The 23,457-nt window shown below is 67.3% G+C and carries 20 protein-coding genes; 11 read left to right on the forward strand and 9 right to left on the reverse strand.

Features of this window, described 5'->3' with window-relative positions; translation table 11 throughout:
• Positions 1-470 precede the first annotated feature (470 nt).
• From DB31_RS40820 to DB31_RS40835, 4 genes are all read right to left on the reverse strand, one after another.
• On the reverse strand, positions 471-1,151 hold the full coding sequence (locus DB31_RS40820; RefSeq protein ID WP_044198559.1) for a hypothetical protein: 681 nt from the start codon (positions 1,149-1,151) through the stop codon (positions 471-473).
• A gap of 485 nt (positions 1,152-1,636) precedes the next feature.
• Positions 1,637-3,442 carry an acyl-CoA dehydrogenase family protein gene (locus tag DB31_RS40825; RefSeq protein ID WP_044198560.1) on the reverse strand — a complete coding sequence of 602 codons (1,806 nt, stop codon included), beginning with the start codon at positions 3,440-3,442 and terminating at the stop codon, positions 1,637-1,639.
• A gap of 109 nt (positions 3,443-3,551) precedes the next feature.
• Positions 3,552-4,370, reverse strand: coding sequence for a hypothetical protein (locus DB31_RS40830; protein ID WP_044198562.1), 819 nt, complete (start codon positions 4,368-4,370; stop codon positions 3,552-3,554).
• Positions 4,367-5,353 carry a phosphatase domain-containing protein gene (locus DB31_RS40835; protein WP_044198564.1) on the reverse strand — a complete coding sequence of 329 codons (987 nt, stop codon included), beginning with the start codon at positions 5,351-5,353 and terminating at the stop codon, positions 4,367-4,369. The genes DB31_RS40830 and DB31_RS40835 overlap by 4 nt, the downstream gene beginning before the upstream one ends.
• 117 nt (positions 5,354-5,470) lie before the next feature.
• Between DB31_RS40835 and DB31_RS40840 the strand changes: the two genes are divergently transcribed.
• The 9 genes from DB31_RS40840 to tesB all read left to right on the forward strand — a co-directional run bounded on the left by DB31_RS40840 (position 5,471) and on the right by tesB (position 15,258).
• Positions 5,471-7,678, forward strand: a complete 2,208-nt coding sequence (locus tag DB31_RS40840; RefSeq protein WP_044198566.1) for a protein kinase domain-containing protein — start codon at positions 5,471-5,473, stop codon at positions 7,676-7,678.
• A 130-nt stretch (positions 7,679-7,808) separates the two neighbouring features.
• On the forward strand, positions 7,809-8,015 hold the full coding sequence (locus DB31_RS40845) for a hypothetical protein (RefSeq protein WP_044198567.1): 207 nt from the start codon (positions 7,809-7,811) through the stop codon (positions 8,013-8,015).
• Between the two features lie 72 nt (positions 8,016-8,087).
• Positions 8,088-9,026, forward strand: coding sequence for a CarD family transcriptional regulator (locus DB31_RS40850; RefSeq protein WP_044198569.1), 939 nt, complete (start codon positions 8,088-8,090; stop codon positions 9,024-9,026).
• A gap of 66 nt (positions 9,027-9,092) precedes the next feature.
• On the forward strand, positions 9,093-9,605 hold the full coding sequence (locus DB31_RS40855) for a zinc metalloprotease (RefSeq protein WP_044198571.1): 513 nt from the start codon (positions 9,093-9,095) through the stop codon (positions 9,603-9,605).
• On the forward strand, positions 9,592-10,539 hold the full coding sequence (locus DB31_RS40860; RefSeq protein ID WP_044198573.1) for a hypothetical protein: 948 nt from the start codon (positions 9,592-9,594) through the stop codon (positions 10,537-10,539). Before DB31_RS40855 ends, DB31_RS40860 begins: the two co-directional genes overlap by 14 nt.
• The gene (locus tag DB31_RS40865) at positions 10,539-12,371 is read left to right on the forward strand and encodes an ArnT family glycosyltransferase (protein WP_044198574.1); all 1,833 of its coding nucleotides are present in this window, start codon (positions 10,539-10,541) and stop codon (positions 12,369-12,371) included. Before DB31_RS40860 ends, DB31_RS40865 begins: the two co-directional genes overlap by 1 nt.
• A gap of 111 nt (positions 12,372-12,482) precedes the next feature.
• The gene (locus tag DB31_RS40870; RefSeq protein WP_044198576.1) at positions 12,483-13,070 is read left to right on the forward strand and encodes a hypothetical protein; all 588 of its coding nucleotides are present in this window, start codon (positions 12,483-12,485) and stop codon (positions 13,068-13,070) included.
• A gap of 99 nt (positions 13,071-13,169) precedes the next feature.
• Positions 13,170-14,369: a cytochrome P450 gene (locus DB31_RS40875; RefSeq protein WP_052420644.1), complete on the forward strand. Its 1,200-nt coding sequence runs from the start codon at positions 13,170-13,172 to the stop codon at positions 14,367-14,369.
• Between the two features lie 19 nt (positions 14,370-14,388).
• Positions 14,389-15,258 (forward strand): acyl-CoA thioesterase II, encoded by an 870-nt coding sequence (gene tesB, locus DB31_RS40880; RefSeq protein ID WP_044198578.1) that lies wholly within the window; start codon positions 14,389-14,391, stop codon positions 15,256-15,258.
• Between the two features lie 18 nt (positions 15,259-15,276).
• On the opposite strand, the gene DB31_RS40885 is transcribed toward tesB, so the two are convergent.
• The 3 genes from DB31_RS40885 to DB31_RS40895 all read right to left on the reverse strand — a co-directional run bounded on the left by DB31_RS40885 (position 15,277) and on the right by DB31_RS40895 (position 18,097).
• Positions 15,277-16,962: a hypothetical protein gene (locus DB31_RS40885; RefSeq protein WP_044198580.1), complete on the reverse strand. Its 1,686-nt coding sequence runs from the start codon at positions 16,960-16,962 to the stop codon at positions 15,277-15,279.
• Positions 16,963-17,259: 297 nt separating this feature from the next.
• Positions 17,260-17,754 carry an SRPBCC family protein gene (locus DB31_RS40890; RefSeq protein ID WP_044198582.1) on the reverse strand — a complete coding sequence of 165 codons (495 nt, stop codon included), beginning with the start codon at positions 17,752-17,754 and terminating at the stop codon, positions 17,260-17,262.
• Positions 17,729-18,097: an ArsR/SmtB family transcription factor gene (locus DB31_RS40895; protein ID WP_044198584.1), complete on the reverse strand. Its 369-nt coding sequence runs from the start codon at positions 18,095-18,097 to the stop codon at positions 17,729-17,731. Before DB31_RS40895 ends, DB31_RS40890 begins: the two co-directional genes overlap by 26 nt.
• A 555-nt stretch (positions 18,098-18,652) precedes the next feature.
• On the opposite strand from DB31_RS40895, the gene DB31_RS40905 reads away from it, so the two are divergent.
• Entirely contained in the window at positions 18,653-20,017 is a 1,365-nt protein-coding gene (locus tag DB31_RS40905; protein WP_420806749.1) for a M28 family peptidase, read from the forward strand.
• A 21-nt stretch (positions 20,018-20,038) separates the two neighbouring features.
• On the opposite strand, the gene DB31_RS40910 is transcribed toward DB31_RS40905, so the two are convergent.
• Positions 20,039-21,202, reverse strand: coding sequence for an acyltransferase family protein (locus tag DB31_RS40910; RefSeq protein WP_052420645.1), 1,164 nt, complete (start codon positions 21,200-21,202; stop codon positions 20,039-20,041).
• A gap of 174 nt (positions 21,203-21,376) precedes the next feature.
• Here DB31_RS40910 and fliB point away from each other — a divergent pair, with 174 nt between their 5' ends.
• Positions 21,377-22,636, forward strand: coding sequence for a flagellin lysine-N-methylase (gene fliB / locus DB31_RS40915; RefSeq protein ID WP_044198586.1), 1,260 nt, complete (start codon positions 21,377-21,379; stop codon positions 22,634-22,636).
• Between the two features lie 93 nt (positions 22,637-22,729).
• Here the strand turns inward: fliB and DB31_RS45740 are convergent, their stop codons facing one another.
• Positions 22,730-23,149 (reverse strand): hypothetical protein, encoded by a 420-nt coding sequence (locus DB31_RS45740; protein WP_052420646.1) that lies wholly within the window; start codon positions 23,147-23,149, stop codon positions 22,730-22,732.
• Between the last annotated feature and the right edge of the window lie 308 nt (positions 23,150-23,457).

A 23,457-nucleotide genomic window follows, 5' to 3' on the forward strand; every position in this document is an offset into this window, starting at 1 on the left:
TCCGCGTCACCAGCTTGTTGAGCCATGTACCCGGGGTGGAGATCTGTCGTCCCGGCCGTTGGAGTTCGCCCGTCAGTGCCGGTACCAGCCACTGCGCGGGGAGAGTTCAAGCAGTTCCCGCGCTACTTTCTCCGGGTTAACTGAGAGCCTCTTCTGCCAGACCTCCTTTGCGATGGCCGGTGGGTGAACTCCTCCTCCTCCAACTCCACGGGACGGGCATCGTTCGCGCGTGGGACATGGATGAAGGGCTCACCATGGCCCGTGTCGAGGTGCACCACGCGCGTGCTGCTGCAAACAGTGGACAGTGTCCAGACAAACCAAAACTGCCCACCGACAAACTGTGGCTGAAGCCTGTCCAGGAATTCACAGCCTCGGCCCTGGCCGGCGCGCCCATCTTCCTATACTTCAGCCCTCACTCTCAGCATGGCCTCTATCCTGTCTATGCTCATGCTCAAGCGGGAGAACTTCCATCAGCTACTGACGGAGATAGCGTTGATCTGGCCTGGGTATGTGAAGTTCCCGATCAGATCCAGCAAGTCGCCAGCAGACACCACAATATAATCCAGAACGATTAATGTCTCCGCCTCCGTCAACGCCTTATCGGAGATGATGTTAAGCGGCGTCGAGTGGAGGAGTTTGCTCGTATAAGGGTAGAGGAACCGATAGTGCTTTTCCATGCCAGCGTCCTTCGCGCGATCGGCCCAATTCCATTTATTGATCGCTATGCCGAACATTCGCGCATCGAGCAGGGATGGCAGCACAGTATCGAACTCCGCCTTGTGCTGAATTACCTTACTCAACTGCCCCTGGTACTTAGGGATGGTCTTCGTTCTCAGCAGATGGGCTTGGTAGCCGTACCCGTTCGAAGTGGCCGGTTCCGAAAACAAGCTGAACTCGCGCCGAACCATGTCGTCCAGCATGTCGGTTTTTGACCTATGCTCGGCTTGCGCCTCTGCAATCGCTTCCGGCGATGGATCGCTGGCAACTATTTCGCCAACTGTCGACATCAGAGCGTGGTCATCAAGTTCTTCGACAGACTCAAACAGATCTGCCTCATCCGAGATCTTCGTGATCAGGCCCTGGAGGCTGTCGATTTGCCCTCGAAGGAGTTGGCTGTAGAAAACCAAGCCATATCGGTGGTCATTCGACATGAGCCGAAGCCAGGCTAAGTTCTCAAAAATGTTGCGAGCTATGGCTAGCAGCTCAAGGGTTTCATATGGCCCGTCCCGTCGAAGGAGGCCCTCTAATTTGTCGAGAGTGCCAAGGTGAGCGAGGTGAATCCACCAAATGGCGGAGTGGTTGCGTTCCCGCTCAGAGGAAAGCCTGAATTCGAGGAGCGTCCGCTGCCCAGCAGCGCGGGCTCGGATGAGCGGAGCACGGTTACGGACGGTATTTCTAAATTCGTCTATCAGCGACTGAGCTGTCCTAGCGCCCATCCTGCCCCCTTTTTGGTATAGGCCAGTGAAAAAGCCTAGCTTGGGTAGGTACAATATCCGGTTTGGCTCGCACACGCATGATTGTCAGATCAGAGGCGATGTGGTGCCAGAGGCCTTCTGCATCCACCGGGCCCGACGCCGCACCGCTCTGGCCTTCCGCCACTGAAGCGACCGCATTGGGAGGATAGAGCGGCAGTTTCCTAAACCGCAGACAGCGGATAGCCGCCAGCCTTCTCCACCGCCGCCACGATCTGCTCGCGCAACTCCGTGGGGTTATACGGAGTGAAGAGCTGAAGTGGCGCAATCCGGGCCAGGTGCTGCTGGAGCGCCTCGCCCTTCGCCGAAGCGCACAGCGCGCGCCGCGTCCGCTCGAACGAGCGGGCCATGGCCTCCATCCCGTACAGCCGCGCCATCGCCACCCGGGTCGCATCCAGCGCCCCATCGGAGGCGCTCTGCCGCGTGCGCGTCACCATCGAGTCCAGCGCGAACGCGTCCATCACCACGTCCGACAGCCCCGCCAGCACCTCCTGGTGCTGATCCAGCTCCGTGCCGAACGTCTCCGCCGCCACCTTGAGCCCGTAGAGCGCCATGCGCTTGAGGCACTCCGCCGCGCGCTCCTCCGCCGCCAGCGCGTCCTCCCGGCGCGCCCGCGGCACCCCACCCTGCTCCAGCTCGTCCTCCACCGACTGCGCCACCGCCATCAGCGGAAGCTGCCCCTTCACCGCCCGCTTCAGCAGCAGCCCGGTGATGAGCATCCGGTTGATCTCGTTCGTGCCCTCGAAGATGCGGTTGATGCGCGCATCCCGGTACGCCCGCTCCACCGGATACTCCTCGATGTAGCCCGCCCCGCCGTGGATCTGCACCGCGTCGTCCACCAGCTGCCCGATCGCCTCCGAGCCGAACACCTTCATGATCGACGACTCGATCGCGTACTCCTCGATGGCCGCTATCACGTGCGCGTCGTAGTCCTTCGCCTGCCGCTCGTGCCCCGCCAGCTTCCCGTCCACCAGCCCCGCCGTCCGGTACGTCATGGACTCGTTCGCGTAGATCACCGTGGCCATGCGCGCGAACTTCTCGCGCGTCAGCGGGAAGCTCACCACCGGCGTGCCGAACTGCTTGCGCTCCTGGGCAAAGCCCAGCGCGTTCTCGAGCTGGATCTTCATCCCGCCCGTCACACCCGCCCCCAGCTTGAGCCGGCCGTAGTTGAGGATGTTGAACGCGATCTTGTGCCCGCGGCCGATCTCCCCCAGCACGTTCTCCACCGGCACCCGCGCGTCCTCGAAGTACAGCGGGCATGTGGACGAGCCACGGATGCCCATCTTGTGCTCCTCGGGCCCCACCGTGAATCCCGGCGTGTCCTTCTCCACGATGAAGCCCGTGAACTTGTCCCCGTCCACCTTCGCGAACACCACGAACACATCCGCGAACGCCGCGTTCGTGATGTAGAGCTTCGAGCCGTTCAGCACGTAGTGCTTCCCGTCGGGCGACAGCACTGCCTTCGTCTTCGCCCCGAGCGCATCGCTCCCGCTGCCCTGCTCCGTCAGCGCGTACGCCGCCACCCACTCGCCCGTGGCCAGCTTCGGCAGGTACTTCGCCTTCTGCTCCTCGTTGCCGAACCAGACGATCGGCAGCGTGCCAATGCCCGTGTGCGCGCTGAACGTCACCGACCAGGAGCCCATGACGCTCATGGCCTCGGTGATCAACATGGACGTCGTCTTGTCCAACCCCAGCCCGCCGTAGGCCTCGGGGATGTCGATCATCAGCAGGCCCAGCTCGCCCGCGCGCCGCAGCAGCTCTTTCAGCAGCGCGTTGTCCTTGGACTCGATGCGCTCGGCCTGCGGCAGCACCTGCTCACGGCTGAACTGCATCGCTGTCTTCAGGTACAGGCGATGGTCTTCCGTGAACTGCTCCGGCGTCATGATGCGCTGCGAGCCCACCTCCTCGAGGAGGAACGCGCCACCTGCGGGCAGCTCGGTGGACTGCGACGTCTCGGTACTTGCGGCCATCTGGCACCTCCCACGGGCGTGCCCTCTTGCTCAGCACGCATGGTGAAAACACCGCGTGGGCAAGGTATGGCGCACCGCAACACGGCGCCACTAAGGAAGCAGCGTTTTCCTACCCACCGTCCCGAGGCCGGTGAGGGGTGGGATAAACCAAACAGAGCGTCTCGAAGAGCGGCTCTCCTGGCGCTGTGTATACAGCGCTCAGCGCCCGCACCGCCTGCGCCACCTCCGTCCCGAACGAAGGCACCAGGCAGATATCTTCGGCCGTCTTGAAGCGGCCCTTGAGCCGCTCCAGCCCCTTGCGCAGCGTGGCGATGTCCTGCTTGCCACCCCGCACCGGAACCGAGGGCCCGTTGGGGTCTCTCCCCGGCAGCTTCCCCACGCTCGTGGTCAGCTCGAAGCCGTCCGAGCGCTGGATGATGCGCAGCTTCCCCGGCGCCACCTCCGCCAGCCACGCCCGGAAGCCCTCCTCGTCCCTCAGCACCAGCCGGTAGGCCACCGCCGTATCCGGATGCTTCAGCCACACCTCCGCCGCCGAGTCCCTCAGCATTTCCAGCAGCTCGGAGGTCTGCGCCAGGAACGTGTCCGCGTCCGGCACCACCAGCACCACCTTCCCCCGCACGCCCTCCGCCAACCGCTCCGCCTCTTCGGGACGGCGCGGCGAGAAGCGCTCCGCACCGAGCTGCACGGCCTCTCCCGCCAGCTCCAACTTCAGCGCCTTTGCTGGCACCTCCTCGCCGTACACCTCCGCGGGCGCGAGGCGGAACAGGGCCTCGGCGTCCTCCCCCATCCCCGCATCCACCGGGTCAGCAGCGAGCGGAGCCAGCGGTGGGGGCGCCAGCGACGTGAGCGGCTCGGCCGGCTTCTCCTCCCGGCACCCAGCTCCCAGCAGGAGCGCCGCCAGGAGCACCTCGGGCCCTGCCCTCCTCATGGAACCGTCTGTCCCGCCGTGGGCGCCGCCGCAGGGAACGCCGCCGCGACACACGCCGCATCGGCCAGCCCGCTCTTCACCGCGTGTGCGGCCGCCTCGCGCGCGTCCTTGAACAGGACCATGTCCGTGAAGCGCTCCGAGTCCTCGCTGTGGCCCGCGTCCCGGATGTAGATGGCCTTCACCCGCCCGGGGAACTCCTCGCGGATCTGCTCGTACACCTCGGGATCCTTCTCCCCCGAGTCCCCCACCAGCACCACTGGCTGCGAGAACTGGCTCAGCAGCTTGCGGATGGCGGGCTGCTTGTAGTTGGACAGCGTGTCCGGGCCCAGGTCCCTCAGGTACATCCCGAACGACGGGAACGCGTTGCGAGTCAGGAAGCTGTGGATGCGCGGCACGAACTGAACCGGAGAGCCGCTCACCAGCGCGAACGCGGGCACCCCCGGCGTCTTCAGGCACCCATAGAAGGCCGACATGCCGGGCACCACCGCCTGCGTGTCCGAGTCCTTCAGGAACGCCGACTCCATCAGCTTGGCCGGCTTGATGACCTGCGTGACGGCCAGCGTGTCATCGAAGTCCGAGATGACCAGGAACGGTGTGGTATCCGGAACGACCTCCACGCGCACCTGGGCGCTGGCGCCGGTCACCTTCGCCTCGGCCAAGGCAATCCCTGTGGGGAAACTGGAGCCCTCGCGCGGCTGGAGGTTCACCTCGAAGTTCCCATCGTGCCCGCTCGTCACCGTGGCGGTGATGCCCTGGAAGGACACCTCCACCTTGGCACCTTCCCAGTTGGGCGCCGTGAGCCGGCGCAGGTTGCGCGACAGCACGGAGCTGCCACGGCTGGGGGCCTCCTTCAGCACGCGGCCCTGGACGACCACCCCCGAGGGCCGTCCCAAAGATGGGAAGAGCAGGACGGCGGGACCGGCCAGCGCGGAAGAGGAGACGAGCAGGAGGGCAGAGGCGAGGAAGCGGGCAGGCGAAGGCAAGAGCGATCTCTCAGGACAGGACAGTCGGGTTCGCATGATAGCTTCTGGCGGCTCCGCGCGGAGACATGCAGTAAAGCGAGCGCTGCGCGGGGCTGCCGCCAGGAGACCAGATCCATCGTGCTGCTGCCCGCCGGGGGACAGGAGTTCGGTAAATACCTGCTGCTCGACCGCATCGCGGTGGGCGGGATGTCGGAGATCTATCGCGCGCGCATGACGGCGGCCGCCGGCGTCACCAAGCAGGTGGTCATCAAGAAGATCCTCCCCTCGTTCGCCGACAACCCCGCCTTCGTCTCCATGTTCGTCAACGAGGCGCGCATCGCCGCGGGGCTGAGCCACGGCAACATCTCCCACGTCGTCGACTTCGGCGAGGTGGACGGCGAGTACTACCTGGCCCTGGAGTGGGTGCATGGCCAGCCCTTGTCCAAGGTGCTGCGCCGGGCCAAGGACAAGGACCTGGCGGTGCTGCCCGTGCCGCTGGCGCTGCGGGTGGCCACCGAGATGCTCCGGGGCCTGGAGTACGCGCACAACCAGCTGGACGAGAGCGGACGGCCGCTCAACATCATCCACCGGGACGTCAGCCCGCAGAACGTGGTGCTCGGGTACGAGGGCCAGGTGAAGCTGGTGGACTTCGGCATCGCCCGGGCGCGGCTGGCCAGCAGCGCCGATGCGGAGGCCAGCGCGGGCCAGGGCAAGTACCTGTACTTCTCCCCCGAGCAGGCGATGGGCCGCGAGCTGGACGCGCGCGCGGACATCTTCGCCGCGGGCGTGGTGCTCTATCAGATGCTCTGCGGCCGGCTGCCCTGGGAGGGGGAGCGGATGGAGGTGCTGCAGATCATCACCCAGGGGAACTTCCCTCCTCCGCGCTCCCTCAACCCGGACGTGGCCCCGGAGCTGGAGCGCATCCTGCTCACCGCGATGGCGGTGGAGCGCGAGCGCCGCTACCCCTCGGCGCAGGCGTTTGGCGAGGCGCTGGAGACGTACCTGCACACCTGCGTGCCGGACTTCCCCGCGAGCGCCCTGGCCCACTTCATGGGCTATCTCTTCGAGTCGGAGCTCGTGGCGGAGGGGCGCCCCGTGCGGCTGCCTCCGGACTTCCTGGCCCAGCTCCAGCAGTGGAGCCGAGAACTGCCGGATGAGCTTCCTCGCCTCCGCACCCCCTCCCGCTCCTCGCTGCCCGTCCCCACCCTGCCCCCTCCTCCGGAGCCCCCCGAGCCTCCGCGCAGACGGTGGTCGATTGCACCGTGGGTGCTGTTCGGCGCGCCCGTGGCCGCCGCGCTCCTCGCTGTCGCGTTCTTCCTGACGCGAGAGGACGGCAAGACGTTCTCGGTGGAGCTCACCTCCACGCCCCAGGGGGCCTCCGTCTGGGTGGACGGGCTGCTCCTCATGGAGCACACGCCCACGCTCATTCCCCTCTCGGCGGATCGCGAACACCTCATTGAAGTGCACGCCATCGGCATGGAGTCCTGGAGCCAGCGCGTCCGGGCCGACGAGGGCGCCACCCTGGCCGTGCGCGCCAACCTGCGCCCCGCGAGTCCCCGGCTCGCCCGGCAGTCGATGACAGGCGCCTCGGTACTGCCTCCCGGCGCGCAGGTGCCCAATGAGGGGACCTTCCCCCTGCCGAGCTTCGAGCTGCGGCCCTCGCAGCATGCCTTCCTCGTGCCCCCGTCCTCGGCGGCGCGGCTGCGGCTGGATCCGTCTCGCACCTACTCCCTGCGCGCCGAGCGCGGCCCCAAGAAGGGCTCGGCCGCGGGGGCCTCGGCGGACACCCTCATCTATTACCTGGAAGGCGGCGCTTCGCTCCCCGCGCGGAAGTCCTTCGGGCTGCTGGGGGGACAGGAGCTCCAGGTGAGCAACGCCTTCGCGCTCTACCTCTTCGTGCCGGAGAGCCCCGGACAGGCGCCCTCCGGCAGCTTCCAGGTCGCCGTGCGAGAGACGGCCAGCGGCACCGGCGCCACGGTGATGGTGGACACGCACCAGCACGCGGTGACACCCCGCCCTGGGGAGAGCTACACGCTGCGCGGGCTCGATCCCGCCACCACCTATGAGGTGCGCCTGCGCGACACCGCCCGGCCAGCCCGGACGCGCGGCATCCAGGGAGAGGCCGTGGGCAAGGTGCTCGTGCTCCAGGACGGCGGCTGCGGCGCGGAGGTGGGCGGCCCCTGGACGTCGGGCCGGGCCCATGTGGTGGAGAGGGGCCACCCCACCCGCTTCACCGGGATGAGCTGGCTGCGCTTCACCTTCCCGGACGAGGACCTGGAGGACAACGCCGGAGCGCTCTCCGTCGAGGTTGTCACCATCACCGGCCCTCACCCCCAGGGGTGCTGAGCCCTCTGGGGCGTGTGGCTCCCTGTAGCAATGTGGAGCATCCTGTAGCCGAAAAATTGATCAACCGCCCGCCTTCCCTACCCTGTCGTGCATGAGGCCCGCCTGCTGCGGGCTCGGTGGGAGGCTGCACATGAAGAAGTGGCTCGTACTGGGAGTGCTGGGGACGGCGGTGGCGGCGGTGGCGGGACTGTCCTCTCGCGAGCAGATGGCACCGGTGACGCCCGAGCCCACGGACTCCGAGGTGGCCGCCCACGTGGACGCCCGGCTGCACCAGGTGATGCACGGCATCCTGGCGAGCGAACATTCCGATGAACTCACGGCGGCAGTCCGCCGGTAATGTCGTAGCGTTGAGCGCCGCTCGGTGCTACGACCGGCGTCTGCGCTCGTTGCTCTCGCCCACGAGGGGGACATGCCAGAAGGACTTCAGCTCGCGGTCGGCGATCGGGTGGTCTACCCCAACCAAGGGGTGTGCCTCGTCACGGCCATCGATGTGAAAGAAGTGGCTGGCCAGAAGCTGACCTTCGTCACGATGCGCCGGGAAGAAGACGGTGCGGTGGTGATGGTGCCTCAGGCCAAGGTCACCGCCATCGGCGTGCGCAAGGTCGCCACCGCCGAGGACGTAGAGCAGATCTACTCCTTCCTCCGTTCGGACAGCGACAAGGCGGACCTGGACTGGAAGCAGCGGGCCCGGACCAACCTGGACCGGATGACCCAGGGCGGCATTCTGGGGCTGGCCGAGGTGGTGAAGGGCCTGCAGGTGCTCAGCGAGCTGCGGCCGCTGCCCACCAAGGAGCGCGAGCTGTACGACAACGCGCGCCACCTGCTGGTGTCCGAGGTCGCCGCCGCGCTGAACATCCCCGAGGTCAACGCGGAGGACTCGATCGACATCGTCCTGTTCCCGCCGGGCCGCGAGCGGCCCAAGCGCACCGCGGAGGAGTTCAAGCCGCGCGGCGTGGGGGACGAGGACGACCTGGGGCTGGATGGGGCCCTGCTGGGGCTCGACGGCGACCTGGAGGACCTGCCTCCGGACGAGGAGGAGGCCCCACCCGAGGAGGAGTCTTCCGAGGAAGCGGGCGACGAGGAGGCGGGCGACGAGGAGGAGACTCCCAAGGCGGCCAAGAAGGCGGCGAAAGCAGCGCCGGCCGAGGGTGCCGAGGAAGAGGCTCCGAAGCGCAAGCGGGGCCGTCCGCCCAAGCCGAAGCCCGAGGGTGAGGCTGCGGCACCGGCGGCTCCGAAGAAGCGCGGCCGCCCGCCCAAGCCGAAGCCCGAGGGTGAGGCCGCGGCGCCGGCGGCTCCGAAGAAGCGCGGCCGTCCGCCGAAGAAGAAGCCCGAGGAAGGGACCGAGTAGGACGCACGGGATGGCGGCGGGTGGCGAGCCCGCCGAGTGAGAACCTTGTCTCCGAGGTGATGCTCCGTGATTCGCGTGGTGACGCTGGACTCGTACGATGACAAGCAGCTGGCCAAGTTCAGCCGCACGCTCTACACGGCGTTCGGCGTGGGCAGCGAGCACACGGGGCAGTTCGAGCTGCCCTCGGGGATGCCCGAGCCGCTGGACGCCGAGAAGGTGCTGGACGCGGTGAAGGGCGTGCGGGCCTACAAGGACGACAAGGTCCTGTATCTGACGAGCCGGAAGCTGAAGGAGCGGGAGCTGCCGAGCGGCACGGCGCCGACGAACGGCTTCTCGCGGTTTGGCAAGGACAAGGCGATCATCACGAGCGCCGGGTACAAGGATCTCGAGGTGGGGTACAAGCCAGTGGCGCGGCACGCGCTGCACCAGCTGGGGCACCTGTGGGAGCTGCACCACTGCCTGGATCCGCGCTGCTCGATGTACCCACCGTGGACGCCCTCTTTCGCCCAGGGTGAGCCCACCTTCTGCACCTTCTGCCGCGAGAAGAGCGAGCAGAAGATCCGCCTTGCGAAGTCCTAAGTCCCTCCTCGCAGCCCTCCCCCTGGTGCAGTTGGGGGGATTCGTCCTCGTCGCGCTGCTGTGCCTGGTGTTCTATGCGCGGCTGCCCGGGCGGCTCCCCTCGGAGACGGACTACCTCGCCGTCAGTGAGCGGCTGAAGGCCGAGCTCCGTCCGGGAGACACGGTGCTGCTCTTCCCCTGGTGGACCGAGCGCGCGCGCCTGTACCTGCCGCCGCAGGTCCCCGTGGTCGGCTACTTCGGCTCGGACAAGGACAACCTCCTCGCGCACCCACGCATCTGGGTGCTGGGCCAGCCACAGCTGCCCAAGGCCGATGAGGAAGCCTTCCTCCACGACTTCCTCCCCGGCCGCACAGCGGTGGGCCAGCCCTTCCAGGCCGGGAACCTCACGCTCACGCTCTACACGAATGGGCGCTACCGTCCGCACCGCTTCGTGGCCTCCGAGCAATACGCCCACGCCCGTGTCTACCTGGAGTCCCCGGATGGCACGCGCCGTCCCTGCCCTTTCGACGGCCAGGCGCACCGCTGCCCCGGGCCTCCTCACCTCTATGTGGCTCCAGAGTGGCACGAGATCCTCTACGAGCCGCGTCACTGTCTGTGGATGCACCCACCCGGCGGGGCGGACCGGCTCGTCGCGGAGTTCGACGGTGTGCCTGGAGGAACGGGACTTCGCCTCGAGGGAGGCCTCATCTTCGAGTTCCCCTTCGGAGCGCCCCATCGGAGCAACGTCATCATCGGCGTGGATGACGCGCGTACCGGCGAGCGGCTGCTGGACGTGGTCGTGCCGCAGGGCGTGCCCGGCCTCCAGAAGGCGGAGCGAGCACTGCCCCCCGGAGAGCCTCGCACCGTGAAGATCTGGTCCCAGGCCACCAACCCCGAGGCGCGCCAACTGTGCCTGGACGTGTTCGCCCTCGGGGCTCCAGGGGAGGGCGCGTGATGCTGGGGCGGCCGGCCACACGTCAGGAGAAGTGGATCGCCGTAGGGCTCTGGGTGGGGGCTTTCCTCGTCCTGCTCATCACCGAGCGCGCCGTGGGCTTCGTGCGCGACGAGGGCATCTACTTCGTCTCCTCCGAGAGCTACGCCCATTGGTTCCAGCAGTTGTTCCAGCATCCCTCGTTGGCGATGAAGGACTCGGCCATCGTCAGCGCGTGGGACGTGAACCACGAGCACCCCGTGCTGATGAAAGAGCTCTTCGGGCTCTCTCACCTGCTGTTCCACGAGACGCTCGGGTGGCTGCGCCCCGCGACGGCCCTCCGCCTCCCCGCCCTGGCCATGGCGGCCCTGGTGCCTGCGCTCACCTTCCTCTTCGGCAGCGCCCTTTACGGCCGGGCCGTGGGACTCTTCGCCGCCCTCTCCTTCCTGCTCGTTCCTCGCCACTACTTCAACGCGGAGCTGGCCGCCTTCGACATGCCCGTGGCGGCCATGTGGCTGCTCGTCGTCTACGCCTTCTGGCGCGCCATGGAGTCCCGGCGCTGGGGGCTCCTCTGCGGCGTAGCGTTCGGGCTCGCCCTCTGCACCAAGCACAACGCGCTCTTCCTGCCCTTCGTGCTCGTCCCGTTCGCCCTGTGGCGGGCATGGAAGGAGAGCCAGGACGTGCCTGCGGCGCGGGACGGAGCGTGGCGCTTCGTCGGCCTGTTCGCCGCCGTGGCCGCGCTTTACCTGCTGCTCTTCATCGCGCTGGGCCCAGGTGGCTTCGAGCGGAAGTTCATCCCCCTCAGCCCGCACATGATCCTCTTCGTGGGGCTGGCGGTGGGCGCCTTCTGGGTGCTGAGCGAGCTCCACCGCGTGCACGAACCCACGGCTCGCGCGCTCATCCCCGTGGCGGCGATGGCCGTGTTCGGGCCGATCCTCTTCTACCTGCACTGGCCCTACCTCTGGCACCACCCTGTGGCGCGCGTGGCCTGGTACCTGAGCTTCCACGCCAAGCACGAGCACTACGCCTGGTTCTACCTGGGCAACCTCATGCGCGCCCCGCCGTTCCCCCTGAGCTACGTGCTGGTGAAGACCGCGCTCACCGTGCCTACCAGCCTCTTCGTCCCCATGGCCGTGGGCTGGCTCACCGTGGTGGGGCGCGCGCTGCTCAGCCTCCCAACCCGCACACGCGAGTGGGTCCGCCGTCCCTCCCTCACGGAAGCGCTCGTGGCCGTGAACGCGGTGGCCTCCATCGCCATCATCAGCCACCCGCAGGTGCCGCACTTCGGCGGAGTGAAGCACTGGCTGCCGTCCATGCCCTTCCTGGGAATCCTCGCGGGAGCCGCAGTCGTGGGGGGCTGCACCGCGCTCGTGGAGCGGCTGCGGACCCGCCGCCCCACCCTGCCCTTCGCCACAGTCGCAGTCCCCGTGTTCGCGCTGCTCATGGCCCCAGCGCTGGCCGGGCTGGTGCGCGTGTTCCCCTATGGCACGGCTTTCTACTCGGAGCTTGCGGGAGGACTGCCCGGCGCGGCCTCCCTGGGCATGCAGCGCCAGTTCTGGTCCAGCCACGTGACGGGCGTGCTGCCGTGGATCAACGAGCACGCCAAGCCCGGCGCCCGCGTCTACCTGCACGAGGTGACGGGCTACTCCGTCCAGCACTACCAGGAGAACGGAATGCTGCGGAGAGACTTGCAGCTGGCCTGGAGCCCCTCGGACGCGGACATCGCCGTGTACCAGTACCACCAGGAGTTCCGCGAGCATGAGTTCAACATCTGGCAGGCCTTCGGTACCCGGACGCCCGTCACAGGGCTCTACCTGGACGAGACGCCGCAGATTGTCGTCTATCAGCGTCCCTGAGCCCCGCGGCCTGTTCAACCTCCTGCAGGCGACACAGTCTTCTCCCTTGGGGGCAACGTCCAAGGTAGGCTGCCCAGGCAGACAGCAGTTCGAAGCGGGAGGGAGGAACATATGACGCGGTGGCCATGGGCCGTGGCCGTTTTGGCGCTGACGGCAGGCTGTACCCAGGACAACAAGCAAGCTCCGCCGACTCGGGCGCAGCTCCGCAAGGTGAGCGGCTCGACGATGGAGATCGTCCCCAGCGAGGGCCAGCTGCCCTACTGCCTCGTCTACACGGTGTCCCAGAAGGGCGTCATCCGGCAGCTGACGATGACGCGCGAGAACCGCTCCATCAAATGCGATTCGGGCCGCCCCGTCGCCAACGCGAGCTTCCGCGTCCCCGCGCAGGAAGGCCCCGTGAAGGTCTACGTCTTCTTCTCGGACCAGCGCGTGCAGGCGGGCTCGGTGGCGCAGCAGCTCTTCGAGCTCCAGGGCCGGCCCCGCGTGACGGCCATGGACTTCCGCCTGCCAGGCCAGGCCTTCGTGGAGATGCTGGAGTTCATCCCCGAGGAGGGCGAGCAACCCGTCACCGGAGGCGTCGTCTCGCCCGCCGGAGAGGTGGAGCCCGGCACGGGCGACCAAGGCCTCACCGAGGAGATGACGGGCAGCCCCCCCGAGGCCACTGACGGCGGCACAGCTCCCACGGACGCGGGGACCTGACGTCCCAAGCCAGTCCTCCGGAACAGGGGTGTCTGTGGGAGCCCCTGCCGGGACTCACCGCTTGTTGTCCTCCGAGGCGTCATCTTGTCAGATGGCCCCATGCACGCCTCTGCACCGCTCTCGCCCGACGTGCTCGGCTCCGCTGAGGGGATCGTCAACCCCTACCCAGTCTACCGAGCCTTCCGCGGCCCCAACCCGGTCCGGTTGATGAGGCTCCCCGCAGGCGCCACCCCGGGCCAGACAGCGCCTCTCTACTCCTGGGCCCTGCTGCGCCACGAGAGCGTGGTGGCCGCCCTCCGCGACCCGGCGACGTTCTCCGCGTACTCGCCGCAGGTGCTGAGGAACATGCCCAAGCTCCCGATGGTGCATGATGACCCGCCGCAACACACCCGCCTGCGGCGGCTCGTGAACAAGGCCTTCAGCCCGCAGCGTGTCGCTTCGCTCGCGGAGCCGGTGGGCCGCATCGCCCAGGACCTGCTCGACGCCTCGGGCCGAGGCCCCTTGGAGTTCATGGCGGCCTATGCGGTCCCTCTGCCCATCCAAGTCATTGCCCAGCTGCTCGGCCTCCCGCCCCAGGACTACCCCTCCCTCAAGCTCTGGTCGGACGCCATGATCTCCTACGTGGGAATCCCCCCGGAGGAGCGGGCCCGCAAGCTCCAGGCGTTGAACGACTACCTGCGCCAGAGCATCGCCGAGCGCAGGGCTCATCCTCGGGAGGATCTGATCTCGGCGCTCTTGGAGGCCAAGGTCGAGGGAGAGTCGCTCTCCGCTGAGGGGATCCTGAACTTCACCATGGTGCTCCTCATCGCGGGCAACGAGACGACCACGAACCTGATCGGCAACATGATGGCCCTGCTCGCGGATCGCCCGGAGCTCTGGCGCCGCGCCCGTGAGGACCGCTCCCTGGTCGACCCCATCATCGAAGAGGTGCTGCGCTACGAGAGCCCGATCCAGCGGCGTCCCCGAGTGACAGCCCGTCCAGTGCGGATCGGCGAGGTGGAGCTGCAGGCGGGCGAGCTGGTGGACCTCTACTTTGGCGCTGCGAACCGGGATCCCGACGTCTTCGCGGAGCCGGAGGAGTTCCGGCCCGGCCGTCCGGAGAACACCGAGCACGTGGCGTTTGGGTTCGGCCCCCACTTCTGCCTGGGGGCCATGCTGGCCCGGCTCGAGGGTCGAATCTCACTGAACGCGCTGCTCGATCGCTTCCCCGTCTTGGAGCGGGGACAGGAGCCCGCGGTGCGGCAGAACTCCGCTCCGCTGAGCCTGGGGTATCGATCATTGCCGCTGGTGCTCGGCTGAGCGGGGAGGTGGAGAGGACATGAATCGAGTTCTGGAGGATCTGCTCGCGCTGCTCGAGCTGGAGCCCATCGAGGAGAACCTGTTCCGAGGCCGCAGCCAGGACCTCGGCTTCCGTCAGCTCTTTGGAGGCCAGGTGCTGGGGCAAGCGCTGTCGGCCGCCAGCAAGACAGTAGAGGCCCAGCGGCATGCGCACTCGCTGCACGGCTACTTCCTGCGCCCCGGGGACGCCAGCCTGCCCGTGGTCTACACCGTGGACCGCGTGCGCGACGGCGGCAGCTTCACCACCCGGCGCGTGGTGGCCATCCAGAAGGGCCAGCCCATCTTCACGATGATGGCGTCCTTCCAGAGCGAGGAGCCGGGCGCCTCGCACCAGGCGCCCATGCCCCAGGTCCCCGGCCCCGAGGGCCTGTCCACGGACATTGAGCTGCTGCGCCGCCACGCCCACCGCATCCCCGAAAAGGTGCGCGACAAGTTCCTCGGCGACAAGCCCATCGAGATCCGCCCCGTGGCGGAGCGGGATCCCTTCGCGCCTCAGCCGACGGATCCGGTCCGCTACGTGTGGTTCCGGGCCAACGGCGAGCTGCCGAAGGATCCGCAGGTCCACCAGTACCTGCTGACCTATGCCTCGGACTTCAACCTCATCACCACGGCGATGCTGCCGCACGGCATGAGCGTCCTGCAGCCCGGACTGCAGCTCGCCAGCCTGGACCATGCCCTCTGGTTCCACGGCCACCTGCGCATGAACGACTGGCTGCTGTACGCCATGGAGAGCCCCTGGGCGGGCAATGCCCGAGGGCTGGCCCACGGGCGCATCTTCACGCGCGAGGGCCGCCTGGTGGCCTCGACGGCTCAGGAAGGGCTGATGCGCCAGCGCCCCCCGGAGAAGTGAGCCCCTGTCCCTCCAGACTCAGCGGATCCGGAAGGGCTCCTCGATGAGGATGGGCTCGGTGGCTTTGGGATCATCTGACTCGTACGCGGGCGCATAGGGCCCAGCGTGGGTCTTCTTCCACTTGCGAGGCACGCGCTCGACGCCCACGGGGAAGACGGTGAGGCTGCCGTCCGGGTCGATGCGCAGGCGCAGGAAGTTCTTCCAGTCCGGTATCGCCAGCGCGCCAAACGCCTCGTTGTAGTGGGCCAGGAAGCCGTTGACGCTGACCCACAGATAGAAGCCCGTCACGAAGGGCCCCACGAAAAAGCCGAACGCGAAGGTCAGCACCGTGTCCATCAGGAACTTGCCAGCCTGGTGCAGCCAACCTGCCGTGCACGTCATCCCATCCGCAGCCATCTCCGGACAGATGCCCAGGACGCTGACGGTGACGTAGGTGGCCCCCCAGGCACAGAGGAAGGCAGCGGTGAGGTGGGCCGTCGCGTGGAGCGCGCCCGCCAGCGTCCGCCACCGGCCGAACGCCACGTCCGCGAAGGCGGTAAAGGCGGCCAGGGTGGCCACACCCAACACCAGCGACAGCGGCCGGAGCACCATGGAGTACCCTACCTTGGAGATCACCTCCAGGAAGCGGGACAACCCTAAGTGGCCCACCTCCGCGTAGGCCGCCAGCGCCAGCAGCAGGTACATGGTGCCGCTCATCAGCCCAAACAGCGGACTGTGGCGCATCAGCAGGAGGTTCCCGCGCGCCAGCCGCCGCGAGGTCTTCTCATCCGGGAAGCTCTTCTTCTCCTTGTAGTCATCCAGCAGAACTCGGGCCGGAGGCGCATGGGTGGGGTGCAGGAAAGCGCCTCCCCCGCCCGCGGTGATCTTCTGCCGGCCCTCGGGATCCTCGTGCCGGCGGTAGTGGTGGAGATCTCCCGCGATGAAGACGCTGATGCGCTTGCCCAGCACCTTCTCCTGCAAATAATCGAGGTTGTTCTCCAGGTAGCCTCGCCGCTTCTTGGTGGCGGTGGCGTGGATCCACGCGGGCTCCGCGTTGCACAGGATGACGCGATCCTTCGGCCCCATGAGCGCCGCCACCGAGCGGAAGTACTCCACCTGGGGCACATCGATGTCGCTGTTGAGCTGGACGTCCGTCCCCAGCAACCACCAGTCCTGCGGCAGCTTCAGGGCGAAGTAGCTCCGGCTCTGGCGCGTGCGCCGGCCCGCCACCCAGCGGTGCGCGCAGAACAGGCGCATGAAGGCCGCCAGCCCGTCGTACCAGTCGTGGTTGCCCGGAATGACGAACAGGTCCGGGCTCGGCGGGTGTGAGCGGCGCATGGCCGCCTCATAGGGTTGGATCAGCCGCTCTTCGTACGTCTCCCGGCTGGCGCCCGGGTAGACCTCGTCTCCTCCGAAGATGAGGACCCGTCCCCGCTGGGTGACGTGCTGGGCTCCCCCGGGAACCGCGGTCTCCAGCGTCGGCAGCGCCAGCAGCCGGGCGATGCAATACGTCGGGTCCCAGCCGTCTCCCGTGTCCGCCACGTAGTCCAGCCAGAAGCTGCCGCCCCCGTCCTCGATCTGCGAGTAGTCGAAGTAGGGCTCCTGGGGCCGTACCACGGACTCGATGAGACGCTGGTCGGCCCGCGAGCCGAACACGGCCGCGACGATGGCGTCCATGCTCGTGCGAATGAACTGCGCGGGGTGTAGCCAGCGCACCATGCCCATATGGCGCTGGGGTTTCGTCGCGGTACCGCTCTCCGGAGTCGTCACAGGAGAGTCACCGTCACCCAGCCCTGCGTAACGGTCAATTCCCTGACAGGTCGCCTGTGCATCGGCCGAGCCCTACTCCGAAAGTCACTGTCAAAACCTGATATTCTTGGAAACTCAACACTCCGCCCTGAGGCCCCCTCTCCGGAAGACAGGACCCAGACGCGTGATGGGCCGCGGCGGCATGGGCGTCATCGACCTGGCCCAGGAGCGGCGCTCCGACGCGCACGCCGCCGCAGCTGGCGGGCGGATGCCTTACGAGCGCTCTTTCGCGACCAGCGCGGCCGCGAGCTCCTCGAGCTGATCGAGGCCGGAGTTGACGCCCTCCTCCATGCCCCCGCCCACGTGCAGCTTCTTCATCGCCACCGAGGCGAACACCGTGTGCATGGTGAGCTTCGTCTTCCCGCCCTTCTCGTCGAAGGTGACGGTGACGATCATCTTCTCGGAGCCCGGCTCCTCGAAGCCGTTGTCGTAGACGATCTTCTGGTTCGGGAGGATCTCCAGGTACTCGCCGCCAAAGGGCGGGCCCTTCTCCCCGTCCGGCCCTGTCATCTGGAAGCGAAAGTGGCCCCCCTTGCGGAAGTCCATCTCGCACAGGGTGACGGGCCAGCCTCTCGGGCCAAACCACTTCTTGATGTGCTCGGGCTTGCTGTGCGCCTCGAACAAGATGCGCGCGGGGGCCTCGAACTCGCGGGTGATGACGAGCTCTCGGTCGGCAATCGGCTCACTTACGCTGGCTGCTGCTGTCATGGTCCTTCTCCTTTTGCATCAGGTCCTTCACGTACTCATCCAGTTGGTCGAAGCTCTCCTCCCAGAAGCGGCGGTAGTCGCCGAGCCACTGGGCAGCTCCCGCCAGCGGCGCCGCGTTGAGGCGCACCGGACGGAACTGGGCATCCCGGCCTCGTGAGACGAGCCCGGCGCGCTCCAGCACCTTGAGATGCTTCGAGATGGTCGGCTGGCTGAGCCCGAACGGCGCCACGAGCTCGTTCACCGTGGCCTCGCCCTGAGCGAGCCTCTCCAGGATCGCTCGCCGTGTGGGATCGGCGAGCGCGGAGAAGACGAGATCGAGGTGTCCTACGTTCTGAGCGACCATTCATTGCCTCTTAGCTATATAGCCCAATAGCTATATATATACGCTCGGCTCACGCGTCAAGCCAGGCGGGGAGATGGAGGCAGCAAAAAAAGGTGCCGCAGCACGAAACCTACATGCGACCACTTTCGATAACTCCTACATACACACCCTCACACCGGGGAGTTACCCACCATGGCCGCGCGTATTTCCGAGAAGTTTCAGGGTGTTAGCCTTCCCCGCGAGGTGCTGACGGCTTCCCGCAGCAGCGGAGCCCAAGCCGAGACGCCGCAGCCGGCCGCCAGCACCCGGGCCTCCCAGGGGGGCAGCGACCGCTTCGAGAGCACCCCGGCGGCGCGTCAGCGCGTGGCTCTGGGTGAGACGCCTCGGCCCCAGCTTCCCCGCGCCGCGACCCCGGCGGCGGGCGCCCCCATCACCGCGAGCGTCACTCCGAACGCGCCCATCCCCGACAACCAGACGATGACGTCCACCTTGTCCCTCACGGGCGACGCCACGGTGGACTCGCTGAAGCTGGACCTGGATCTCCAGCACACCTACCGCGGGGACCTCGTCGTCTCGCTGACGAGCCCCTCGGGCAAGACGGCCGTCGTCTCCAACAAGCAGGGCGGCAGCGCGGACGACCTCAAGGGCTCCTTTGATCTGTCCGCCTTCGCGGGCGAGAAGGCCGCTGGCACTTGGACGCTCACCGTGCAGGACACGGCGCGCCAGGACACCGGCACCCTGAAGAGCTGGGGCCTCAGCATCACCCCCAAGGGCGAGCAGCCGCCTCCTCCGCCTCCGGCCTCGGAGGACTCGGATCCGATGAAGCACATCGAGTACCTGGCCTCGGACGCGCTGCAGGGCCGCGACAGTCCCTCGGACGGGCTGAGCGCTGCGTCAGAGTACGTGAAGCAGCTGGCCCAGAAGTACGGCCTCACCGGCCCCAACACCCACAACCCGAGCGATCCGTTCCAGCAGAAGTTCCAAGTGTTCTCCTTCGCCAACGAGAACGCGGCGCGCGGCCAAGCGGTCTGGGGCGAGCACGGGGCCCACAAGGAGTTCGGGCACGAGATGTTCCAGGAGGGCTTCTACCTGGACGAGAACATGCCCGCGGAGACCCGCGAGGTGCTCACCCGCAAGTACGAGGAGACGATGAAGGCGTCCGGCCAGACGCTGGCGCCGCGCTCCGGCCCGATGACGGTGGATCAGCTGCGACAGGTCTCCGAGGCGGGTCCCATGGCGCAGAACACCATGGCCATGCTCCAGGGCACCGGTCCCCACAAGGACGAGGTCATCGTGGTGATGGCCCACCTGGACCACATCGGCACGGGCCGCGACGGCAAGGTGAACAACGGCGCGGACGACAACGCGTCTGGCAGCGCGGTGCTGATGGCCTCCATCCCGGAGCTCGTCGAGGCGCAGAAGCGCGGCGAGCTGGACCGCTCGGTGCTGTTCGTGTGGACGGGCGCCGAGGAGAAGGGGCTCGTGGGCTCGCAGTACTTCGTAGACCACCCCATCCCGGGCCTGGGGCTCGACAAGATCTCCGGCGTGGTCAACATGGACATGGTGGGCCGGTGGGATGATCAGCGGCTGTCCATCGTCGACACCAACTCGCGCGGCCAGGCCAACTACTTCCGCGACGTCGTCAACCAGGCCAACCAGAAGCTCGCGGATCCGTTCGACCGGCTCAACCAGGACATCAACCAGTACCGCGACCGGCAGGATGGCGCCGTCTTCACGCGCAAGGGCGAGGACGTGCTCTTCATGTTCGAGGGGCTCTCCAACCCCAACGGCGGCGGCAGCCTGAACCCGGACTACCACCAGCCCACGGACGACATCGACAAGATCATCCGCGACAACGGCGGCAACAAGCCGCGCCGGGTGAAGGACCTGATGGTCAACGTCATCCAGCTCGCCGCCAACCGCCAGGCCCCCGCCGCTTGACGCCCCACACGGCCGGAGTGCTCACCGGATCGGAGCCAGCCCCTCGCGGGGCGGCTCCTCCACCTCACGCGAGCGCTGCGCGGGCGGGGTGCTTCCGATGCTCCAGTGGAACAGGGGGACTCCCTTGAGCAGCTGTCCGATCACCCAGGGCCCCACGTAACCCGCGAGGATGCCCACGCCCACGTGCAGCGCGACGATGGGCTGCGCGTGCCACCGATCCAGCGCCACGCGCGCGCCCACCACGAAGTAGAGGTGGAACAGGTAGATGACCATGCTGAGGGAGCCCACGCCCAGCAGCCGGCTCCAGCTCTCCTTCCACAGGCCGCCCCGCGCCGCGCCGCGCTGGCGCAGGAAGACGACGAGTGAGAACAGCATGCAGAAGCCCAGCGGCCCGTTGATGGTGCGGGTCCACTCGTACTGCTCGAGGGGCAGCACCACATAGACGAGCGAGAGGAGCGCGAAGAAGCCCGCCGGAACCAGCGCCTGGAGCGACACGGACTGCCGCGAGAGCCAGCGGCTGGTGGGGGCCAGCCACGGGTAGACGCACAGCCCCAGGCCGAAGAAGCGGTTCCAGTACAGGATCAGATCCACGTACTCCGCCACGGCCCCGTGAGTGGTCTCCACCCAGAGGGTCGCCAGCTCATACAGGACGATGGAGGCGCCCACGTAGACCGCCCCGCTCCAGCGGCCGAGCTGGGGCTCGGCGTACTTGCGGAACAGCCAGGAGATCAGCGTGCAGCCGATCAGCGCGTGCACGAACCAGAAGATGGAGTACGGCGGGAACCACGTGCCCGGCACCTGGCTCAGCAGCCCGAGCCACCCCTGCAGGCCCTGGGGCTTGGCGCGCAGCAGCTCCTGCGTCACGAACAGGATCGGCGCCCACACCAGCATCGGCACCAGCAGCTTGTTCAGCTTCTTGCGCAGGAAGAGACCCAGCGAGGTGTCCGCGCGCCCGAAGGCCGCTACCGCCACCCCCGAGCCCATCAACATCACCGCCATGTTGAAGCTGTGGATGATGTCGTTGACCACCCGCAGATCCATCCGGTCCGCGGCGAACAGCTTGCGCACTCCGTGCACCGCGTCGACACCCAGCACGTGGACCACCACCACGAACAGGATGCCAATACCCCGCATGCAGAACAGGTCGGTGGAGAGCGTCTGATTGTCTTGGCGGCTAGAGGGCATGCCGATCCCCTGCGAACTCGAATCCAGGAAAAATTGTAACCCCAATCATTCTGAAAAACAGGGAAGAATGCGAGCATCTGACTGATCACGGCTTCCCGGAAACACCTCACCTGTAAGGTCAGGTGAGGAGCCCTGCGCAGCTTGGAGCGGTGGAATCCGCTAGGCTTGGATTCCATGGCGCCTCCCCTCTTCGCCCTGCGGTACATGACGCGGTTCAAGTGCATCGCCCAGGCGTGCGAGGACTCCTGCTGTACGGGGATGAAGGTCCTGCTCACGCAGCAAGACCGCGAGCGGCTCACGGCGGCAATGGCCTCCCCAGGAGATCGGCAGGAGTTGGAGGCCAAGGTGCTCCCCTTGGTAGGGCGGACAGACGGCTTCGAGTCCGAGATCACCCTGCGGCCGGATCGCACGTGCGGCTTCCTGGAGGAGGATCGGCTCTGCTCGGTGTGGAAGCGGCACGGCGAGTCGGTGCTGCCAGACGTGTGCTCACTGTTTCCCCGGGTGCTCTCGTACCTGGATGAGCGCGTGGAGGTGGCGGGGACGCTGGCGTGCCCCGAGGCCGCCCGGCTGTGCCTGCTGGCCGAGGACTCATTGGAGCTCGTCGAAGCCCCCTCCTCCGTCACCGAGCGCGTGCCGCCCGTCACCCGGGGAACTCCCGAGCCGTACGCGGCGCACCTCGAGGAGGTGCGGGCCTGCGGGGCGGAGCTGCTCGGGAACCCGCGGTACCCGGTGCAGACGCGGATCATGATGATCGCGGAGCTGGGCGTCCGGACGGCGGCGTTCTTCCACCGAGGGGCTCCGGCGTTCGAGCCCGCGCTCCTGCACGAGGAGCTGGCCCGGGCGCGCCGCCCCGAGGTCCAGGAGGAGATCCACCAAGGCCTCGCCTCGGTGACGGTGCCGGGCGAGGCGACGCTCCAGGTGATCATCCAGCTGCTCACATCGCTGCAGCCGGCGGGGACAGCGCGGTACAACCAGATGGTCAACGTCATCCTGAATGGCTACATGCAGGCGGCCATGCAGTTGGAGCCGACGGCGGGCGAGCCAGGCGGGCCGGAGCTCTTCCCGGTGCTCCAGCGGGTGTACGAGGCGCGGCGGGCGCGGCTGGACGCGGTGCTGGGCGAGAAGATCAGCCAGTACTGCGCGCGCTACTGCCTGAACGAGTGGTACCGGGAATGGTACACGAAGTCGCCGGACCTGGTGTCGCACGCGTTCAAGCTGCTGCTGCGGCTGGCGGCGCTGCGGTTCCTGCTGGCGGGGCACCCGTACATCGAGCAGGCGCCCGAGCCGTGCGCGGTGGAGATCTTCCAGATCTTCACCAAGCAGGTGGAGCGGGACTTCCAGTTGATGCCGCTACTGGATCAGACGCTCACGCCCGAGTCCCTGGGCGTGGACGCGCTGGGCCGTACGGTGCTGTTCGCCAAGGCCTGCGGATAAGCCGCTGGCGGCGCTATTGAATTCACGAAACGTGGGTATTGCCGCACACGACAAGGAGCCGTTTCACGGTACCAACCGGTTGGCAGCAGCCGCTTACGGGACGTAACCCGGATACAACCGCTCCGGCCAGCGGTCCACAACCATTCCTGTCGTCACGCTTGGGGCAAGCGCGGTGTCGCCTTTGAACTCCTCAATAGGCGCAAAAGTGCCGTCGCCACCCGAGACGAAACAGACGGGTAGTTCTTCTCGATTGGGCAGTTTCACCCGGTCATACACGGCGATGATCTCGCCGGGTTTGCCACTCGGTGTCTTCTCAGGCACCACGTACACCTTGCCGAAGAAACGGGTACCCGGGGGCGCCTTGCGCATTTGCACCTCGTCGCTCAGCACCCGGTTCGTTACGACGCCGACGACGGGCCCAGGGCGGTAGGCGTGGACACCCTTATTCGGCCCTCTGTCATCCAGTTTGAGGCTGAATGTCTCCCCCATGCGCCAACCGAGTTCCTTCTCCATGGCTTCCTGGGCTCCCGGCGGGCACTCGAAAGGCTCCGGCCTGAGTTGAACCCCCGTGCATCCAGCAGCCATCGCCGCTGTCAACGTGACGGCTCGACACCACGCTGGGAATGCCGGATCTGTCGCGGCGGGGGCTGACGACAATCCGCGTACGTTGCGTGCTGGCTTGAGTGCATCCGGCGGCTTGCTCTTCACGGTGGATCCTTCCTTCTGGGGGGTGGCAGGAGCGGCGAGGAGGGGGGCTGCCGCTTGTGGAGGTGCAGGCGCGGATACAGCAGGGACGTTCACGGGAGGCTGCACTGGGAGCG

Origin of the sequence: Hyalangium minutum (assembly GCF_000737315.1) — a bacterium.
Classification (GTDB): Bacteria; Myxococcota; Myxococcia; order Myxococcales; family Myxococcaceae; genus Hyalangium; species Hyalangium minutum.

Coding starts and splice junctions, on each gene's coding strand:
- DB31_RS40820 (WP_044198559.1), bottom strand. CDS start 1,151: ATGTCGAATGACCACCGATATGGCTTGGTTTTCTACAGCCAACTCCTT.
- DB31_RS40825 (WP_044198560.1), bottom strand. CDS start 3,442: ATGGCCGCAAGTACCGAGACGTCGCAGTCCACCGAGCTGCCCGCAGGT.
- DB31_RS40830 (WP_044198562.1), bottom strand. CDS start 4,370: ATGAGGAGGGCAGGGCCCGAGGTGCTCCTGGCGGCGCTCCTGCTGGGA.
- DB31_RS40845 (WP_044198567.1), top strand. CDS start 7,809: ATGAAGAAGTGGCTCGTACTGGGAGTGCTGGGGACGGCGGTGGCGGCG.
- DB31_RS40850 (WP_044198569.1), top strand. CDS start 8,088: ATGCCAGAAGGACTTCAGCTCGCGGTCGGCGATCGGGTGGTCTACCCC.
- DB31_RS40865 (WP_044198574.1), top strand. CDS start 10,539: ATGCTGGGGCGGCCGGCCACACGTCAGGAGAAGTGGATCGCCGTAGGG.
- DB31_RS40870 (WP_044198576.1), top strand. CDS start 12,483: ATGACGCGGTGGCCATGGGCCGTGGCCGTTTTGGCGCTGACGGCAGGC.
- DB31_RS40875 (WP_052420644.1), top strand. CDS start 13,170: ATGCACGCCTCTGCACCGCTCTCGCCCGACGTGCTCGGCTCCGCTGAG.
- tesB (WP_044198578.1), top strand. CDS start 14,389: ATGAATCGAGTTCTGGAGGATCTGCTCGCGCTGCTCGAGCTGGAGCCC.
- DB31_RS40885 (WP_044198580.1), bottom strand. CDS start 16,962: ATGGGCATGGTGCGCTGGCTACACCCCGCGCAGTTCATTCGCACGAGC.
- DB31_RS40890 (WP_044198582.1), bottom strand. CDS start 17,754: ATGACAGCAGCAGCCAGCGTAAGTGAGCCGATTGCCGACCGAGAGCTC.
- DB31_RS40895 (WP_044198584.1), bottom strand. CDS start 18,097: ATGGTCGCTCAGAACGTAGGACACCTCGATCTCGTCTTCTCCGCGCTC.
- DB31_RS40910 (WP_052420645.1), bottom strand. CDS start 21,202: ATGCCCTCTAGCCGCCAAGACAATCAGACGCTCTCCACCGACCTGTTC.
- fliB (WP_044198586.1), top strand. CDS start 21,377: ATGGCGCCTCCCCTCTTCGCCCTGCGGTACATGACGCGGTTCAAGTGC.
- DB31_RS45740 (WP_052420646.1), bottom strand. CDS start 23,149: ATGGAGAAGGAACTCGGTTGGCGCATGGGGGAGACATTCAGCCTCAAA.